This is a genomic window from Affinirhizobium straminoryzae, assembly GCF_007004135.1.
Taxonomy (GTDB): Bacteria; Pseudomonadota; Alphaproteobacteria; order Rhizobiales; family Rhizobiaceae; genus Neorhizobium; species Neorhizobium straminoryzae.
The window spans coordinates 1-17720 of the sequence record NZ_VJMG01000103.1 but is presented as its reverse complement, the minus strand read 5'-3'; the positions used below and the strand labels follow the sequence as shown (position 1 = coordinate 17720).

Below are 17720 nucleotides of genomic sequence, written 5' to 3'. Positions count from 1 at the left end.
GCGCTTCTAGCCGCAGGGGCCGCCAAAGTCAACGATGATCGGGGTTTCGCTGCGGAACGTGATCGCAGGCGAATCGCCCGACGGGCGCAAATGCATCGATGACGCCCTGTCCATGCAACCAAAGTCTGGGGTGATTCGTCGCGCCCTCAGCAGGCGGCGAGCTTGGCCAGCGCCCGCTTTTCGCGCCGCCGCTGGACGGAGGAGGGGATGTTCATCGCCTCGCGATACTTGGCGACGGTGCGCCGCGCCAGTTCCACGCCGCCGTTCTTGAGGCTGAGCACGATGTCGTCGTCGGAGAGCACCGCATCGGGTGATTCCTTCTCGATCAGCATGCGGATGCGATGGCGCACCGCTTCCGCCGAATGGCTGTCGCCGCCCTCGGCCGAGCTGATGGACACCGTGAAGAAGTATTTCAGCTCGAACAGGCCCCGCGGGGTCAGCATGTACTTGTTCGAGGTGACACGACTGACGGTCGATTCGTGCATCTTGATCGCATCGGCCACAGTTTTCAGGTTGAGCGGACGCAAATGATCGACGCCGTGGCGCAGGAATGCGTCCTGCTGGCGTACGATTTCGGTCGCGACCTTGAGGATGGTGCGGGCGCGCTGGTCAAGGCTGCGCGTCAGCCAGTTGGCAGTCTGCAGGCATTCGGAGAGGAAGGCCTGGTCCTCGCTGCCGCGCGGGGCTGCCTTCGACACCGCCTGGAAATAGGTCTGGTTGACAAGCACGCGTGGCAGTGCGTCGGGGTTCAGCTCCACCAGCCAGCCCCCATCGCTGCCTTCCCGCACCACGATGTCCGGCAGGATCGCCTCGGAAACGCCGGTCTGGAAGCCGCTGCCCGGGCGCGGATTGAGGGCCCGGATCTCGCCCATCATGTCGAGCAGATCCTCGTCATCCACGCCGCAGATCTTGCGCAGGCTGGCGAAATCCCGCTTGGCCAGCAGCTCGAGATGGGAGAGCAGCGCCTGCATGGCCGGATCGAGGCGATCCTTCTGGGCAAGCTGGATCGCCAGGCATTCGCTGAGCGAGCGGGCGAAGACGCCGGGGGGATCGAGCGTCTGGAGCGCCGAGAGCGTCGCTTCCACCGTGGCGCGATCGGTTCCGAGCCGCTCGGCCGTCTCGTCGAGATCGCCCTGCAGGTAGCCGTTCTCGTCCAGCTGGTCGATCAGATGCTGGCCAATCAGCTGTGCAACCGCGCCGGTGAGCACAAAGGGCGCCTGGCGTGTCAGGTGGTCCTTCAGCGTCACTTCGCCCGCAACAAAATCATCGAGATCGAAGCTTTCACCGGCCTCGCCGCCGGGCATCGACTTCCACTGGCTCATCAGCTCCGGCGCATCGGGCCGGCGCTCCGCGCCATCATCCTGGAAGACGTTCTCGAAATCGGCGCCCAGCCGCTCGTTGAGCTGGTCGGGCTGGGCCGAGCCGTTGTCGAACCAGTCGCCGCCGTCGCCGGTCTGGTCCGGGCCTTCGGCGCCTGCCGGCCCATCGCCATAGGCTTCGCCGGAATCGGTGCCGTCGCTGCCTGTTTCGCCGTCATTTGACGCAAATTCCAGCAGCGGATTCTTTTCCACTTCCTGGGCCAGGAAGGTGTTGAGCTCAAGATGTGTCATCTGCAGCAGCTGGATGGACTGCATCAGCTGCGGCGTCATCACAAGGGATTGGCTCTGGCGCAGGACGAGGCTGGCTGACAATGCCATGATGGACGCTGAACTCCCTACAGATCCTCCGTCGCGCACCCTTCTTTTGCTGGGAACGGGTGCCGCGAGGAGCACTTGGCCCAAAAATTGCTTTTTTAGGAGTTTTGGTCAAGCGCCCCGGCGGGCTGCGGGAGAATTTCTTGTCAGGTTTGTGTCAGAGACTGAACTTGTCACCGAGATACAGGCGGCGGACATCGGCATTGTTGACGATGTCGTCAGCCCGGCCATGCGTCAGAACCTCGCCCGCATGGATAATGTAGGCGCGATCGATGAGGCCAAGCGTTTCCCGCACGTTATGGTCCGTAATCAGAACGCCAATGCCGCGCGCCGTCAAGTGACGCACAAGGTTTTGAATGTCCGATACCGAGATCGGGTCGACGCCGGCAAAGGGCTCGTCGAGCAGCATGAAGGCCGGATCGGTGGCGAGTGCGCGGGCGATTTCCAGACGACGGCGTTCGCCGCCGGACAGCGCCACCGCCGGCGACTTGCGCAGCCGGCTGATGTGGAATTCCTCCAGAAGCTCGTCGAGCTTGCGTTCCCTCTTTGCGGTATCGCGTTCATGCACTTCCAGCACGGCGCGGATGTTCTGCTCGACCGTCAGTCCGCGAAAGATCGAGGCTTCCTGCGGCAGGTATCCGACGCCAAGGCGGGCACGGCGATACATCGGCATGCGGGTCACGTCATTGCCGTCGATGGCGATCATGCCCTCGTCAACGCCTACAAGGCCTGTGATCATGTAGAAACAGGTGGTCTTGCCGGCGCCGTTCGGCCCCAGCAGGCCGACGGCTTCGCCACGGCGGACGACCATCGACACGCCGTTGACGACACGACGCGTGTCGTAGGTCTTCGACAGGTTGTGGGCGATCAGCGTGCCTTCATAGCGCGCCTTGTCGCTGGGATCGAAGACGTCGGATGCGTCCTTCTTGGGACGCCGGGAAAACAGGGACATCGGGCCGTTCGGTCTCGTTTCTACTGCTTCGGCTGCTGCGGGCGCGACTTCGGATCGAGCATGATCTCGACGCGGCCACCGCAGGCATCCAGCTTGGCTTCGCCGGTCTCCATGTGCACCGTCAGCTTGCAGCCGCGGAAGACGTTGGGACCATCGGACAGCACCACCTGCTTGCCGGTCAGCACGAAGGTCTGGCTTGCCATATCGAAGACGCCATTGTCGGCGCTGGCCTGCTGGGTACCGGAGGTCAGCACGACCTTGTCATCCATGAAGATCTTGTCGATATCGGTCTGGCCGCTCGAAACCGTGGTGCCTTCACCCTTGTAGAGCACCGTCATGGTGCCGGAATGCATGGTCGTCGCGCCCTGCACCACCTGCACATTGCCGGTGAAATAGGCCTTCTTTTCCTCGTCCTTGATCTGCAGCTGATCGCTCTGGATCTGGATGGGCTGGTCGTTGGACAGCTTCATGCCATCCATCTTTTTCGTGGTGCTCTGGGCTGCGGCGCCGGTGGCGAGACAGACAAGCGCGAGGCCGGTGATCAGCCGGGTTGCGGAGAGACGTGCGGTAGGGCGGCGAAGGGTCATGGGGCCGGGCTCGGTTTGCCTTGGTTGCGGAGTGCGGCGCCCGCCAGATTGACCTGGACCTGACCCGCGAAGGTAATGGTATGTCCCTTATCCGACATCTTCATCGACTGTGCAACAATCGACGCCTTGTCGGTTGTAATCCGCACCGGCGTGTTCGATTCCATCATGCTCTGCGGCACGTCGATGAAGGCAGACTGGAATTCGGCGCTGATGCCGTTGCTGAGATTGACGGTGAAGGGATGGGTCATGTTCAGCCTGTCGGCCGAACGGTCGAACAGGCCCGCGCTCGCCACCACGCGGGCAATCACGTCGGCATTCAGCGGCACGGCGGCCTTGACGTTCTCAAGCTCGATCATGTCGGGCTTGGCGACGTCCTGGAGCGCGCGCGTGGCGGTGAGTGAATAGCTGATGCCCTTTGCATTGCGCCCGGCCATGGCGGGGCTTTCCATGACGATCTTGCCGTCCTCGATCGTGGCGCTCTGGATCGTCAGGTTTTCCGGCAGATAGGCGCGCACGAAGGAAACCCCGATGAAGGCCGCCGAAATCACGGCGGCGGTGACCGGAAGCAGGACGCGCAGGCGCTGAACACGGCGCGAGTGGGCAAGCGCCGACCGATAGGCGGCGGCGCGTCGCTCGTTGAGCGCGATATCCTGCACGTGTGTGGTGGTCTGAAGCATTGAAACCTTTTGAATCCTTGCGCAAAACATCTCGCGCAAGCCTGACGGGAGCCTGCGGGCAGGCTTCCTCCACCTCCAATATGGCTTTAATCCATCAACAAACAATAACGACCGACACAATTTCGTGTAAACCCCCTGTTCTGACATGGCAGGATCAAGGCCAGCGAATCGACCCCGCAAGGGGAAGCGAGGTCCCGAAGGGGACAGAAGGTGAGGACATCGATGGATACACAGGCAATCGCAGACCGGCGCCAGTTGCGGCGCAAGCTGACCTTCTGGCGTGTGGCGGCCGTGCTGCTCGTGATCGCCATCGGCTTTTCGCTGTATCGCTACGTGGCGCCGGATGGCGCGGCAACGCCGCACGTGGCGCGCATCGAGATTTCCGGCATGATCACCGACGACGACGAACTGATCGACCGGCTGGACAGGATTGCCAAGAACAGCCAGGTGAAGGCGCTGATCGTCTCGATTTCCTCCCCCGGCGGCACGACCTATGGCGGCGAGCGCATCTTCAAGGCACTGCGCGCGGTGGCGGAGAAGAAGCCCGTCGTCTCCGACATCCGCACGCTTGCGGCCTCCGCCGGCTACATGATCGCCTCTGCCGGCGATACCATCGTGGCGGGCGAAAGCTCCATCACGGGATCGATCGGCGTCATCTTCCAGTATCCGCAGTTGCAGCCGCTTCTGGAAAAGCTCGGCGTATCGCTGGAAGAGATCAAGTCCGCCCCTCTGAAGGCCGAGCCTTCGCCCTTCCATCCGGCCAGCGACGAGGCGAAAGCCGTGATTCGCGCCATGGTGATGGACAGCTATGACTGGTTCGTCGATCTCGTTGCCGATCGCCGCAAGCTTTCGCGCGAAGAGGCGCTGAAGCTGGCTGACGGACGCATCTATACCGGGCGGCAGGCTGTGAAGCTCAAGCTCGTCGACGAACTGGGCGGCCTTCCGCAGATCCGTCATTATCTCGCCGGACGCGGTGTTGCAGAGAACCTTCCCATCGTCGACTGGAAGCGCAAGGATGATCGCGGCCTTCTGTCGCTCGCCTCGGCACTGCATGTGGCCCGCCTGATGGGTCTCGATGTCGGTGCGGCGCAGGAAACGCTCGGCGCGACCGGTGTTTCCAAGTTGTTCCTTGACGGTCTGGTCTCGGTTTGGCAGGTTGGCGGCGAGTGAAAACCTAATCCTTTCAGGGGGAAGTCGTGATCAAGTCGGAACTGGTGCAGATCGTCGCGGCGCGTAACCCGCACCTTTATCATCGCGACGTGGAAAACATCGTCAACGCCGTTCTGGACGAAATCACCGATGCACTGGCCGCCGGCAACCGGGTCGAGCTGCGCGGCTTCGGCGCTTTTTCCGTGAAGAACCGTCCCTCACGCTCGGGCCGCAACCCCCGCACCGGAGAAACCGTGTTCGTGGAGGAAAAGTGGGTGCCCTTCTTCAAGACGGGCAAGGAATTGCGCGAGCGGCTGAACCCCGACCTTGCCGATGACGATAGTGACGAAGACGCCGACTGAGCGGCTCGTCCTTCTTTGCCTCTGTCGCGCCTGCCTTGAAAGCGCCGCGACAGGCCCTATCATCGCCTGACAACGCGCGCTGCCTACGCGGCGCATTGGATGAGACAAGAGCCGGGAGCCGCCGATGAACCGGGTGAAGAAGATCGTCAGTCTGGTGGTTTTCGTGCCGATCGCGATCATTCTGATCGTGCTGTGCGTAACCAACCGTCAGACGGTAACGTTGGCGCTGAATCCCTTTCAGCCGGATGATTCGGTCCTGTCGGTGAGCGCCCCCTTCTTTCTGTTCCTGTTCCTCGCTGTTCTGTTCGGAATGCTCCTCGGCTCGCTGGTGACCTGGATTGCCCAGGGCAAACATCGCCGTCTGGCGCGTCAGGAAGCCCGCGCGGCGATGAAACTTCGGGATGCTCCGGCTTCTGCAAAGCCGCAGCCGCCGTTGACGGGCGCATCCATGCTGCCGCCCGCCAAGGGATGATGCTCAGGCATCTGTCGTGGCGTTGCCGGCACCGACGACCGCATTGAAGCTGGCGAAAAACTGCTGGGCGAGTTTCTGCGAGGTCGAACCGATCAGCCGTGATCCGAGCTGTGCGAGCTTGCCGCCGACCTGTGCATCCACGTTGTAGCGCAGGATCGTCTCGTTGCCATCTTCTGTCAGAGCGACATCGGCAAAGCCCTTGGCGAAGCCGGCAATGCCGCCCTTCCCCTCGCCGGCGATGCGATAGCTTTCCGGAGGTATCATATCCGAGAGGGTGACCTCGCCGCTGAAGCTGGCCGATACCGGGCCGATCTTCACCTTCACCGTCGCGGCCAGTTCTGTGGGCGATCGCTGTTCCAGCGACTGACAGCCTGGAATGCACTGGCGCAGGATCTCCGGATCGTTCAGGGCTGCCCAGACGACCGACCTTGGCGCGGCGATGCGCTCTTCTCCATTGATATCCATCATGTCCTCCCGGGGTCTGCTCCCATCAAGACCCTTCAACTCCCTGTATCGCAGAGGGGAAAGCGCTTTGCCAAGGGGCAGACCAGTGCTATTTGCTCGGCACGACCTGCCAGCAGCGGACAAGACGCTTTGAAGAAGACATTTGAGCGGCGCGAGCCGCGCTCCCAGAAGACCAAGGGCGAGGGGCCGCGCCGCGAGCGCCACGACGAGCGCCCGCGTGGAAAGCCGGTGAGAGCCGAGAAGCCGGCAAGGAACGAGACGCCGGCCAAGGCTGCGCGCCAGGATGCCGCAGCCGCGCCCGCTGCCGAAACGCGTCCGCTGATCCGGCGCAGCGGCGAACGGCCCGCCGAGCGCGTTCCGGTGATTCTCGAATCGACGGGCGCGGGCGACTTTCACCTGATCGACAGCGGCCAAGGGCTGAAACTCGAACAATACGGTCCCTACAGAATCGTGCGGCCGGAAGCGCAGGCGCTGTGGCAGCCGTCACTTGCCCCGCATGTCTGGGAGGGGGCGGATGCCATCTTCACCGGCGATACGGACGAGGACGGCATGGGCCGCTGGCGGTTTCCGAAGGTCGCCCTTGGCGAAACCTGGCCGCTGTCGCTGCTCGACGTCGATTTTCTCGGTCGCTTCACCGCCTTTCGCCATGTCGGTGTGTTTCCGGAACAGATCGTCCACTGGTCCTGGGTCAAAGCCCAAGCTGAACGCGCCGGCCGCCCGATCCGGGTGCTGAACCTGTTCGGCTATACCGGGGTTGCCTCGCTGGTGGCCGCCGCTGCCGGCGCAGAAGTGACGCATGTCGATGCCTCCAAGAAGGCGATCGGCTGGGCCAGGGAAAACCAGGCGCTGTCGCGGCTGGAGCGTGCGCCGATCCGCTGGATCTGCGAGGACGCCATGAAGTTCATCCTGCGCGAGGAGCGCCGTGGCAACCGCTATGACATCATTCTGGCCGACCCGCCGAAATTCGGGCGTGGTCCGAATGGCGAGGTCTTCCACCTGTTCGAGCAGCTGCCGCTGATGCTGGATGTCTGCCGCGAAATCCTGTCGCCTGATGCGATCGGCCTGGTTCTGACCGCCTATTCCATCCGGGCCAGCTTCTATTCGATCCATGAGCTGATGCGCGAGACGATGCGTGGTGCCGGTGGCGTGGTCGAATCCGGCGAGCTGGTCATTCGCGAGGCGGGGCTCGATGGCAAGAGCCATGGCCGGGCGCTTTCCACTTCCCTGTTCAGCCGATGGGTGCGCGCATGAGAGACGACGATTTCAAGACGGGCGCCCGCTTCGGATCGGGCCGCGTCGGGCAGGTGAAGGAAGTCACCAGCCTGTCCAACCCGATCATCAAGGATATCAAGGCGCTGACCAACAAGAAGGACCGCGAGGAAAGCGGTACCTTCATGGCCGAGGGACTGAAGCTCGTCATCGATGCACTGGAACTTGGCTGGAGCATCCGCACGCTGGTCTATGCCAAGGCCGCCAAAGGCAAGCCGCTGGTGGAGCAGGTGGCGGCAAAGACCGTGGCGCGCGGCGGGCTGGTGCTGGAAGTCAGCGAGAAAGTGCTTTCCTCCGTCACCCGGCGCGACAATCCGCAGATGGTGGTCGGCATCTTCGAGCAGCAATGGCAGCGCCTCGATCATCTGGTGCCGGAGAAGAACCAGACCTTCGTGGCGCTCGACCGGGTGCGCGATCCCGGCAATCTCGGCACCATCATCCGCACCGCCGATGCGGCGGGAGCGTCCGGCGTGATCCTGGTCGGCGAGTGCACCGATCCGTTTTCGCTGGAAACGGTGCGGGCCACCATGGGCTCCATCTTTGCCATGCCGCTCTACCGGGTGCCGGTGACGGATTTCCTTGCCTTCAGCCGCCAGTCCGGCGCGCAGGTGGTGGCAACGCATCTGGCGGGTGCCGTGGACTATCGCACCATCGATTACAGGGCGAAGCCCACCATCCTGCTGATGGGCAACGAGCAATCGGGCCTGCCGGAGCAACTGGCCAATGCCGCCGACCGCCTCGCCCGCATTCCGCAGCAGGGCCTGGCGGATTCGCTCAATCTCGCGGTCGCAACAGCGGTCATGCTGTTCGAGGCGCGCCGCCATCTCCTGAGCCTGGAGGCCTGATGCCCGAGACCGTTGAGACCAAGCCGACGCTTCTGTCACGTCCGGTGCCGATCCTTGTCTTCGTATGTGCCGCCGTCCTGCTCGACCAGGTCATCAAGATCGCGGTGGAGGCGTTGCTGCCGCTGCAGGAGGCGGTGCATGTGCTGCCCTTTTTCGCGCTCTACCGCACCTACAATCTCGGCGTTGCCTTCTCGATGCTGTCCGACATGGAGGGCTGGTTCATCGTGACGATGCGCCTCGTCATCGTCGCCTTCGTGCTGTGGCTGTGGCAGCGCACGCCCAAGGACCGGACCTTCGCGCATACGGGCTTTGCTCTCATCATTGCTGGCGCGCTTGGGAACATTCTGGACCGTTTCATCTACGGTCACGTCATTGATTATCTGCTTTTCTATACACAGACTTGGTCTTTCGCTGTCTTCAACCTTGCCGATTCTTTCATTACGATTGGCGCGGGTTGCGTGATACTGGACGAAATTCTAGGGTCTGGACGCAGGCAGGCGTAAATTCTACCCTTGAGGCGTAAAGCATTGGGAAGGAAACACGTGCTAAGGAGAGCCGTGCGACTGTGCCAATGCCGATCTGCAAGGCGGACCTTCTTCATCCTGCCGTTGAATGGAGCCGGGCCTGGGCGGGCGCGGTGGAGGTCAGACCGGCGAGGCCGTGGCGCGGCTGAGGTGGCGAGTCATTGTCTGGGCATGCATTGCGGAGCCTTGGGGGGCCATGGAACATCTGGTGACAGCCGGCGAAGCGATCCCGAAGGCGGACTTGCCCTCCTCCGGTCAGCGTGCCGTGGCGATGGAGGCGCTCGCCCGAAGCTTCCTTGAGAGCCAGGATCTGTTTTCCGCACCGGCGCTGGTGCGCGCGCTCAATGGCCGCATTCTCCTGGCAAACCGAACGCTGGCCCGCATGATTGCCCCCGCCATTGCCGAGGGCTGCATGCCCGAGGAAGTTGGGATCGGCCTGCCACACGAACCGCTGGTGCAGCCCAAGGATATCGAGGTGCTGACACCGCAGGGCATGCTCGTTCTCTGGTGGCAGGACCGGGTCGTGGAGAGCGAGACTTCCCGCGATGTCTGGGTGTTCAGCGTGGCGCGCGACGTGACCGTCGAACGCGCGGCGGGCCAGCAGCGCGAGGAAGCCCGGCTGCATGCCGAAGAGGAGAGCCTTGCCAAGACCCGGCACATGGCAACGGTCGTGCACGAACTGCGCACGCCGCTGACCGGCATTCTCGGCATGAGCCACCTGCTGGAGCAGACCAGCCTGACGCTTGAGCAGAAGAACTACATCAACGGTGTCCATCAGGCGGGCCTTGCCATGGCCCAGCTGGTCGATGACCTCCTGGATTATGCCACGCTGCAGGCGGGTCGCTTCCGTCTCAACAGCCGCGCGGAAAACCTGCGCCAGCTGCTGGAAAGCGTGGTGGAGATGCTGGCGCCGCGCGCCCACGAGAAGTCGATCGAGATCGGCGCGACGGTTGCCTTCGATGTGCCGACCCTCATGGACTTCGATCCGGCGCGGCTGCGTCAGGTTCTTTTCAATGTCATCGGCAATGCCGTCAAGTTCACCCGCATGGGCGGGGTGTTGACCCGCGTGGCCATGGATGGCCGTGACGTGGTGATTACCGTTGCCGATACCGGCCCCGGCATGACGCGTGAGGAGCAGCAGCGCGTGTTTGCCGAGTTCGAGCAGGCGGGATCCGCCAGCGAGCGCAGTGGCGGCACCGGCCTTGGCCTGTCGATTGCGACCCGCATCCTGCGCGAATTCGGCGGTTCGCTGTCTGTTGCCAGCGAAAAGGGCCGCGGCACCACCTTCACCATCCGCTTTCCGGCCAGCTTCGTGGATTCCGGCAAGGAGGGCAATGACCGCATGCTGCTGCTGCGCTCCTCGCGGGTGCTGCTGATTGCGCCGGCCGGACCCGCCGCTGCGGCCACCAGCGCCACCATCGAGACGCTTGGCGGCCGGTGCCGGCATGTCCGCTCGCTGGAGGAGGCCGAATTCACGATCGCGCAACTGGCCCGGCAGGGCATGGCCTTTACCGATGTGATCATCGATCACCGCGTCGGCGGCATGCTGGCCTCGTCGGTCGCCATGCAGTCCATGCGCCGCATCCTTCTGGTCAGTCCCGAGGAGCGCGCGGCCCAGCCCTGGGACAGTTTCGATGCCTGGCTGATCCGGCCCTTGCGCGAACAGTCTCTGGTGGACGTGCTGCGCGGACGGCTGGGCGGTCTTGCCGGCCGGTTGCCGCAGGACATGCGCATCGAGATGCGCCCGCAGCCCGTCGTGCCGGAGACGAAGCGCCTCTCGGTTCTTCTGGCGGAAGACGACCCGGTCAGCGCCATGATGGTCAGCGCCGCCCTGCGCAAGGCAGGCCATCTGGTCGAGCATGTCAGCGATCTTGCGGCGCTGCAGCGTGCAACCGAGGCCGAGCGCCATCCCGACGTGATCATCTCGGACATTCACATGCCGGGCGGGGATCTGGGCGAGGTTCTGTCAGCCCTGCGCGGACGCGGCACCGCCGGCAAGGGACGCTCAGCGCCAGTGCTTGTGCTCAGCGGCGATATGAACGAAGCGCTGCAGCAGGACATGCTGGCGCGCGGGGCCTGCTGCGTGCTGCAGAAGCCTGTCGATCCGCAGGTCCTGCTGGCCGAGCTGGATGCTGTCATCTCCCGCTGCCGGGCGGGGTGATTGGCACGCATCAAATCCCCTCTGGGCAAGGCTTTCGGGGTGATGTAGATGTTTTGTCACTTTCCTGTTGCAGTTTGGTGATCTATGGGATCAACTTCCTGGGACGGATGAGATGTGATGACCCTTGAACTGCTGGAACGCGATGTGTCGCTGAGCGTCGAACAACCTGCCGTGCAGGCTCCGGTACGCAGCGATGTGTTCGGCCGGATCGGCACGCTAGAGACCAGATTGGCCCGCAACGGCCGCGAAGTGGATGCCGCCCAGGCGCTGCGCTATCGCGTTTTCGTTGAGGAAATGCACGCCCAGCTGCCGCCGGATGCCATGCGCCGCAAGCGCGATGTGGATGCCTTCGATGACATCTGCGACCATCTTCTTGTGGTCGATACGGCGCTCGACGGTGATCCGGAAGACCAGATCGTCGGGACCTACCGCCTGCTGCGCCAGGACGTGGCCATGGCGCATGGCGGCTTCTACACGGCCTGCGAATTCGACATCGAGCCGCTTCTCGCACGCCATGCCGGCAAGCGTTTCATGGAGCTTGGCCGGTCCTGCGTGCTGCCGCACTATCGCACCAAGCGCACTGTTGAACTGCTGTGGCAGGGCAACTGGGCCTATGCGCTACGCCACGGCATTCACGCCATGATCGGCTGTGCCTCCTTCCCCGGCGTCAGCCCCGAACAGCATGCGCTGGCGCTGTCGTTCCTGCATCACACGGTTCTGGCCAAGGACGAATGGGCGGCGAGCGCCCGTGCCGATCTTTACCGCGAAATGGACCTGATGCCGCCGGAGGCCGTCAACCCGAAGCGGGCGCTGATGGCGATGCCGCCGCTGATCAAGGGGTATCTGCGTCTCGGCGCCATGATCGGCAACGGCGCTGTGGTAGACCAGGCCTTCAATACCACCGACGTGCTTGTGGTGCTGCCGACCGAATCGATCTCCGGTCGCTACATCAATTACTACGGCGCAGACGCCGGCCGCTTCGCCAGCTGATTCGAAGAGACGTCAGACCCGCTGCGCCATGCGGCGCGACCGTGCGATCTGCCGTGCGCAGATCATCTCCTCCCGGATGCTCCGGGCAATCAGGATCCGGTCGAACGGATCCTTGAGATGGGGGGCGAGGTCAGTGTAAGGGCGTGAAGGCTGTCAAAATCATCCGGAACAGGGAATTTGCCGTCCAGAAAGCCAACGCGTCGCTTCGGCTTCTGGGCGTCTTCGACGGCAACCACCTTCACCAGCGGCTTGCCGTCCTTCGCAATGACAAAGCCATCGCCGTTTGCCGCCTCGTCGACGAGGCGGGACAGTTGCGCATGGGCTTCCTGCAGGCTGACCCTCTTCATGGGCTCTCCCCGGGTGGGCTGTCACGCGAAGTTTAGCCCACCCGTAGAAAGTCAGCGAGGATGATCACATGCCGGCATTGTAGGCGGCGATGGCCGCCATGTTGACGATGTCGGTATCCTTGGCGCCCATCGAGGTGATCTGCACCGATTTGTCGAGGCCGACCAGCAGCGGGCCGATCAGCGTCGTGCCGCCGAGTTCCTCCAGCATGCGGGTGGAGATTGCCGCCGAATGGATGGCCGGCATCACCAGCACATTGGCGGTGCCGGACAGGCGGCAGAAGGGATACTGCTCCATCCGCGCGGCGTTCAGCGCGATGTCGGCCCCCATTTCGCCGTCATATTCGAAGTCCACGCGGCGCTGGTCGAGGATCTTGACCGCCTCGCGTACCCGCTCCGACCGTTCGCCGCGCGGCTGGCCGAAGGTGGAATAGGCGAGCATGGCCACGCGCGGCTCATAGCCCATGCGGCGCGCCAGACGCGCGGCCTCGCCGGCGATGTCGGCCAGTTCCTCGGCGCTCGGCATGTCGTGCACGGCCGTATCCGCCACGAAGACGGTGCGGGCGCGCGAGACGATGATCGACACGCCGATCACCTTGTGGCCGGGCTTGGCATCGATACAGCGGCGCACATCCGACAGCGCGGTCGCATAGTTTCGGGTCGTGCCCGTCACCATGGCATCGGCATCGCCAAGCGCCACCATGCAGGCGGCAAAATGGTTGCGGTCGTTGTGGATCAGGCGCTGTACGTCACGCTGCAGATAGCCCTCCCGCTGCAGCCTTGCATAGAGATAATCCACATAGGCTTCGACGCGGGTGGACAGGCGCGCATTGACGATCTCGATGCCCGGACGGTCGAGTTCGATGCCGGCCCGTTCGGCCGTGGAGCGGATCACGTCGTCGCGGCCAAGCAGGATGGCGGTGCCGAGGCCCTGGCCGATGAAGGACACGGCGGCGCGCATCACCTGCTCTTCTTCCGCTTCGGCGAACACCACGCGCTTCGGCCGGCGGCGCACCTGCTCGTAGATCCCTTGCGTCGTCGCGGCAATCGGGTCGCGGCGGGCGGAAAGCTCGCGACCATAGGCATCGAGATCGGCGATCACCCGGCGTGCCGCGCCGCTTTCGATTGCCGCCCGTGCCACGGCCACCGGAATGGCCGAGATGAGGCGCGGATCGAAGGGCACCGGAATGATGTATTGCGGCCCGAAGCGCGGGCGAACGCCCTGATAGGCGGCCGCCACGTCATCCGGCACGTCCTCGCGCGCGAGATTCGCCAGCGCCTCGGCGGCGGCGATCTTCATCGCGTCGTTGATCTGGCGGGCCCGCACGTCGAGTGCGCCGCGGAAGATATAGGGGAAGCCGAGCACGTTGTTGACCTGGTTCGGATAGTCCGAGCGGCCGGTCGCCATGATCGCGTCGTCACGGATGCGCGCCACTTCCTCCGGCGTGATTTCCGGGTCGGGATTGGCCATGGCGAAGATGATCGGCCGTTCCGCCATCGAGCGGATCATCTCTTCGGTGAAGGCGCCCTTCTGCGACAGGCCGAACACCACGTCGGCACCCTTCATCGCCTCTTCCAGCGTGCGGCGGTCGGTCTTCACCGCATGCGCGCTCTTCCACTGGTTCATGCCCTCGGTGCGACCCTGGTAGATCACGCCCTTGGTGTCGCAGAGAATGATGTTCTCCGGGTTGAAGCCCATGGCCTTGATCAGCTCGATGCAGGCGATGGCGGCAGCACCTGCGCCATTGCACACGAGCTTCGTCGTCTTCAGGTCGCGGCCGGTCAGTTCCAGCGCGTTGATCAGGCCGGCGGCGGCGATGATTGCGGTGCCGTGCTGGTCGTCATGAAAGACCGGGATGTCCATCAGTTCGCGCAGCCGGCTTTCGATGATGAAGCATTCCGGCGCCTTGATGTCTTCCAGGTTGATGCCGCCGAAGGAGGGGCCGAGATAGCGCACGCAGTTGATGAACTCGTCGACATTTTCCGTATCGACCTCGAGGTCGATGGAATCGACGTCGGCGAAGCGCTTGAAGAGGACGGACTTGCCCTCCATCACCGGTTTGGAGGCAAGCGCCCCGAGATTGCCGAGGCCGAGAATGGCCGTGCCATTCGAGATAACCGCCACCATGTTGCCGCGTGTGGTATAGTCATAGGCGGTGGCCGGATCGGCCGCGATCGCCTTGACCGGCACGGCAACGCCCGGGGAATAGGCAAGCGACAGGTCGCGCTGGGTTGCCATCGGCTTGGTCGGCATGATTTCCAGCTTGCCCGGGCGTCCGGTGCTGTGAAAATCGAGTGCTTCCTGTTCCGTCACCGACGCGCGCTTGCGCGGTGCTCCCTCGGGGGTGCGGCTGTCCTTCACCATGTCTCCTCCAGCATGTTGTGGGCATCCGGCCAGGCACGGACACGCTCTGTTGTGTTATCGGGGGAATAATCGATAGAGTCGCCGGCCAGACCGCGCAACAGAAAATGGCCGGAACGCACTTGGAACGCCTTACATCAGATGCCTTGAATGCTGCCGAACTGATCTCGGCCGAAAGCCGCGCCTCGGCCACGCCGATGATGGAACAGTATATCGAGATCAAGGCGAACAATCCCGATTCGCTGCTCTTCTATCGCATGGGCGATTTCTACGAGCTGTTCTTCGAGGATGCCGTGGAGGCCGCCCGGGCGCTTGGCATCACGCTCACCAAGCGTGGCCAGCACATGGGTTTCGACATTCCCATGTGCGGCGTGCCGATCCATGCGGCGGACGATTATCTGCAGAAGCTGATTTCGCTGGGTTACCGGGTTGCCGTCTGCGAGCAGGTGGAAGATCCGGCGGAAGCCAAGAAGCGCGGCTCCAAATCCGTCGTCAAGCGCGATGTGGTGCGCCTCGTCACCCCCGGCACACTGACCGAAGAGAAGCTGCTGTCACCGTCGGAATCCAATTACCTGATGGCGCTGGCCCGCATCCGTGGCGGGGCAGAGGCCCAGATGGCGCTGGCCTGGATCGACATTTCCACCGGCGTGTTCCGGCTGGCGGAAACCACGCCGCTTCGGCTGCTGGCCGATATCCTGCGCATCGAGCCGCGCGAACTGATCGTGCCGGATACGGTGTTCCATGATCCGGACCTGAAGGCCACCTTCGATGTGCTGGGCCGCATTGCCGTGCCGCAGCCCGGCGTGCTGTTCGACAGCGCGACGGCCGAAAGCCGCATCACCCGCTATTTCGGTGTCGGCACGCTGGATGGCTTCGGCACCTTTTCCCGCGCCGAACTGGCGGCTGCCGCCGCAGCCGTTGCCTATGTGGAAAAGACCCAGATTGCCGAGCGCCCGCCGCTGAGTGCCCCGGAGCGTGAAAGCGGTGCCTCCACCCTCTTCATCGATCCCGCCACGCGCGCCAACCTGGAACTGACCCGCACGCTTTCCGGCGATCGCGACGGCTCGCTCCTGAAGGCGATCGACCGCACCGTCACCGGCGGCGGGGCGCGCCTGCTCTCCGAGCGGCTGATGTCGCCGCTCACCGATCCGGAGACGATCAATCGCCGTCTCGACAGCGTCGCCTTCCTGCTCGATGAGCCGTCGCTCTCGGGCGATCTGAGGGCCGCGCTGAAACATGTGCCGGACATGCCGCGTGCGCTGTCGCGGCTTGCGCTCGATCGTGGCGGCCCGCGCGACCTCGATTGCATCCGTCAGGGGCTTGCCGCCGCCCGGCAGGTGGCCGCACTTTTGTCGTCCGCGCTGCTGCCCCAGGAACTGGCGGAGGCGGCGAACGATCTTCAGGCGCTGCCGTTTGCGGTGGAGCAGCTGCTGGCGGAGACCCTTTCCGACGAGATGCCGCTTCTGAAGCGGGACGGCGGCTTCGTGCGGGACGGCGCCTTTGCCGAGCTGGACGAGGTGCGGGCGCTGCGCGACCAGTCGCGCCGGGTGATTGCCGGGCTGCAGCTGCAATATGCCGAGGAAACCGGTATCCGTTCGCTGAAGATCAAGCATAACAATGTGCTCGGCTATTTCATCGAGGTGACGGCGGGCAATGCCGGGCCGATGACCGACACGGCGGAAGCCAAGGCGCGCTTCATCCATCGCCAGACCATGGCGAATGCCATGCGCTTCACGACGACCGAACTGGCCGATCTCGAAAGCCGCATCGCCAACGCCGCCGACCAGGCGCTCACCATCGAACTCGATGCCTTCGACAAGATGACGTCTGCCGTGCTGGCGTCGGGTGACGCGATCAAGGCCGGTGCCAAAGCGCTCGCCGTCATCGATGTCGCCGCCGGTCTCGCTCTGCTTGCCGACGAATGGAACTACTGCCGTCCGGCGGTGGATGCCTCGCGGCAGTTCCGCATCGAGGGCGGGCGGCATCCGGTGGTGGAGCAGGCACTGCGGCGCCAGTCCTCCGGCACCTTCATCGCCAATGACTGTGACCTCTCGCCCAACACCGATGGCGGTTTCGGCGCCCTCTGGCTGCTGACCGGCCCGAACATGGGCGGTAAATCCACCTTCCTGAGACAGAATGCGTTGATTGCCATTCTTGCGCAGATGGGCTCCTTCGTGCCGGCAAGCCTCGCGCAGATCGGCGTGGTGGATCGGCTGTTCTCCCGCGTCGGCGCCTCCGACGATCTGGCGCGGGGCCGCTCGACCTTCATGGTGGAAATGGTCGAGACGGCAGCAATCCTCAATCAGGCGACCGACCGCTCGCTGGTGATTCTTGACGAGATCGGCCGTGGCACGGCGACTTTTGACGGCCTGTCGATCGCCTGGGCGGCCGTGGAGCACCTGCACGAGGCCAATCGCTGCCGCGGCCTGTTCGCCACCCATTTTCACGAACTGACGGCCCTTTCGGAAAAGCTGAAGCGGCTCTCCAACGCCACCATGCGCGTCAAGGAATGGGATGGCGACGTCATCTTCCTGCACGAAGTCGGCCCCGGAGCGGCGGATCGCTCCTACGGCATCCAGGTGGCAAAGCTCGCCGGCCTGCCGGAAGCGGTCGTCTCCCGTGCCCGCGACGTTCTGAACAAGCTGGAGGACGCCGACCGCAAGAACCCGGCAAGCCAGCTGATCGACGACCTGCCGCTGTTCCAGGTCGCGGTGCGCAAGGAGCAGGAAAAGCGTGGTCCGTCGAAGGTGGAGGAGGCTCTGAAGGCGATCAACCCCGATGACATGACGCCGCGCGAGGCGCTTGATGCGCTCTATGCGTTGAAGAAGCAGTTGGACAAGGCGTAAGACCCCCTCTGGCTGCCGCCA

Annotated in this window: 16 protein-coding genes; 9 read left to right on the top strand and 7 right to left on the bottom strand. The window is 63.9% G+C overall.

Features of this window, described 5'->3' with window-relative positions:
- Positions 1 to 146: 146 nt before the first annotated feature.
- From rpoN to lptC, 4 genes are all read right to left on the bottom strand, one after another.
- Positions 147 to 1697: an RNA polymerase factor sigma-54 gene (gene rpoN / locus FNA46_RS24840; RefSeq protein ID WP_143127924.1), complete on the bottom strand. Its 1551-nt coding sequence runs from the start codon at positions 1695 to 1697 to the stop codon at positions 147 to 149.
- A 154-nt stretch (positions 1698 to 1851) separates the two neighbouring features.
- Positions 1852 to 2646, bottom strand: a complete 795-nt coding sequence (gene lptB / locus FNA46_RS24835; protein WP_143127923.1) for an LPS export ABC transporter ATP-binding protein — start codon at positions 2644 to 2646, stop codon at positions 1852 to 1854.
- A 20-nt stretch (positions 2647 to 2666) separates the two neighbouring features.
- Positions 2667 to 3233 carry an LptA/OstA family protein gene (locus tag FNA46_RS24830; protein WP_143127922.1) on the bottom strand — a complete coding sequence of 189 codons (567 nt, stop codon included), beginning with the start codon at positions 3231 to 3233 and terminating at the stop codon, positions 2667 to 2669.
- Positions 3230 to 3910, bottom strand: a complete 681-nt coding sequence (gene lptC, locus FNA46_RS24825) for an LPS export ABC transporter periplasmic protein LptC (RefSeq protein ID WP_143127921.1) — start codon at positions 3908 to 3910, stop codon at positions 3230 to 3232. The genes FNA46_RS24830 and lptC overlap by 4 nt, the downstream gene beginning before the upstream one ends.
- Positions 3911 to 4132: 222 nt before the next feature.
- On the opposite strand from lptC, the gene sppA reads away from it, so the two are divergent.
- The 3 genes from sppA to FNA46_RS24810 all read left to right on the top strand — a co-directional run bounded on the left by sppA (position 4133) and on the right by FNA46_RS24810 (position 5893).
- Positions 4133 to 5080 carry a signal peptide peptidase SppA gene (sppA, locus tag FNA46_RS24820; RefSeq protein ID WP_143127920.1) on the top strand — a complete coding sequence of 316 codons (948 nt, stop codon included), beginning with the start codon at positions 4133 to 4135 and terminating at the stop codon, positions 5078 to 5080.
- Between the two features lie 26 nt (positions 5081 to 5106).
- Complete coding sequence (locus FNA46_RS24815) at positions 5107 to 5421, top strand: integration host factor subunit beta (protein WP_143127919.1); 315 nt, start codon at positions 5107 to 5109, stop codon at positions 5419 to 5421.
- A gap of 124 nt (positions 5422 to 5545) precedes the next feature.
- Positions 5546 to 5893 (top strand): lipopolysaccharide assembly protein LapA domain-containing protein, encoded by a 348-nt coding sequence (locus FNA46_RS24810; RefSeq protein ID WP_143127918.1) that lies wholly within the window; start codon positions 5546 to 5548, stop codon positions 5891 to 5893.
- 3 nt (positions 5894 to 5896) lie between these two features.
- On the opposite strand, the gene FNA46_RS24805 is transcribed toward FNA46_RS24810, so the two are convergent.
- Positions 5897 to 6358, bottom strand: a complete 462-nt coding sequence (locus tag FNA46_RS24805; protein ID WP_143127917.1) for an SRPBCC family protein — start codon at positions 6356 to 6358, stop codon at positions 5897 to 5899.
- A gap of 129 nt (positions 6359 to 6487) precedes the next feature.
- On the opposite strand from FNA46_RS24805, the gene FNA46_RS24800 reads away from it, so the two are divergent.
- From FNA46_RS24800 to olsB, 5 genes are all read left to right on the top strand, one after another.
- The gene (locus tag FNA46_RS24800) at positions 6488 to 7609 is read left to right on the top strand and encodes a class I SAM-dependent methyltransferase (protein WP_143127916.1); all 1122 of its coding nucleotides are present in this window, start codon (positions 6488 to 6490) and stop codon (positions 7607 to 7609) included.
- The gene (locus FNA46_RS24795) at positions 7606 to 8472 is read left to right on the top strand and encodes a TrmH family RNA methyltransferase (protein WP_143127915.1); all 867 of its coding nucleotides are present in this window, start codon (positions 7606 to 7608) and stop codon (positions 8470 to 8472) included. The genes FNA46_RS24800 and FNA46_RS24795 overlap by 4 nt, the downstream gene beginning before the upstream one ends.
- On the top strand, positions 8472 to 8975 hold the full coding sequence (lspA, locus tag FNA46_RS24790) for a signal peptidase II (protein ID WP_143127914.1): 504 nt from the start codon (positions 8472 to 8474) through the stop codon (positions 8973 to 8975). Before FNA46_RS24795 ends, lspA begins: the two co-directional genes overlap by 1 nt.
- Before the next feature lie 217 nt (positions 8976 to 9192).
- On the top strand, positions 9193 to 11157 hold the full coding sequence (locus tag FNA46_RS24785; protein WP_185969992.1) for a hybrid sensor histidine kinase/response regulator: 1965 nt from the start codon (positions 9193 to 9195) through the stop codon (positions 11155 to 11157).
- Positions 11158 to 11274: 117 nt separating this feature from the next.
- Positions 11275 to 12147: a l-ornithine N(alpha)-acyltransferase gene (gene olsB, locus FNA46_RS24780; protein WP_143127912.1), complete on the top strand. Its 873-nt coding sequence runs from the start codon at positions 11275 to 11277 to the stop codon at positions 12145 to 12147.
- 89 nt (positions 12148 to 12236) lie between these two features.
- Here olsB and FNA46_RS24775 read toward each other — a convergent pair whose 3' ends face one another.
- Together FNA46_RS24775 and FNA46_RS24770 are read right to left on the bottom strand one after the other, a co-directional pair.
- Positions 12237 to 12494 (bottom strand): type II toxin-antitoxin system Phd/YefM family antitoxin, encoded by a 258-nt coding sequence (locus FNA46_RS24775; RefSeq protein ID WP_143127911.1) that lies wholly within the window; start codon positions 12492 to 12494, stop codon positions 12237 to 12239.
- A gap of 64 nt (positions 12495 to 12558) precedes the next feature.
- Complete coding sequence (locus tag FNA46_RS24770; protein WP_143127910.1) at positions 12559 to 14856, bottom strand: NADP-dependent malic enzyme; 2298 nt, start codon at positions 14854 to 14856, stop codon at positions 12559 to 12561.
- Positions 14857 to 15050: 194 nt separating this feature from the next.
- Between FNA46_RS24770 and mutS the strand changes: the two genes are divergently transcribed.
- Positions 15051 to 17699 carry a DNA mismatch repair protein MutS gene (gene mutS / locus FNA46_RS24765; protein WP_246103370.1) on the top strand — a complete coding sequence of 883 codons (2649 nt, stop codon included), beginning with the start codon at positions 15051 to 15053 and terminating at the stop codon, positions 17697 to 17699.
- Positions 17700 to 17720 lie beyond the last annotated feature (21 nt).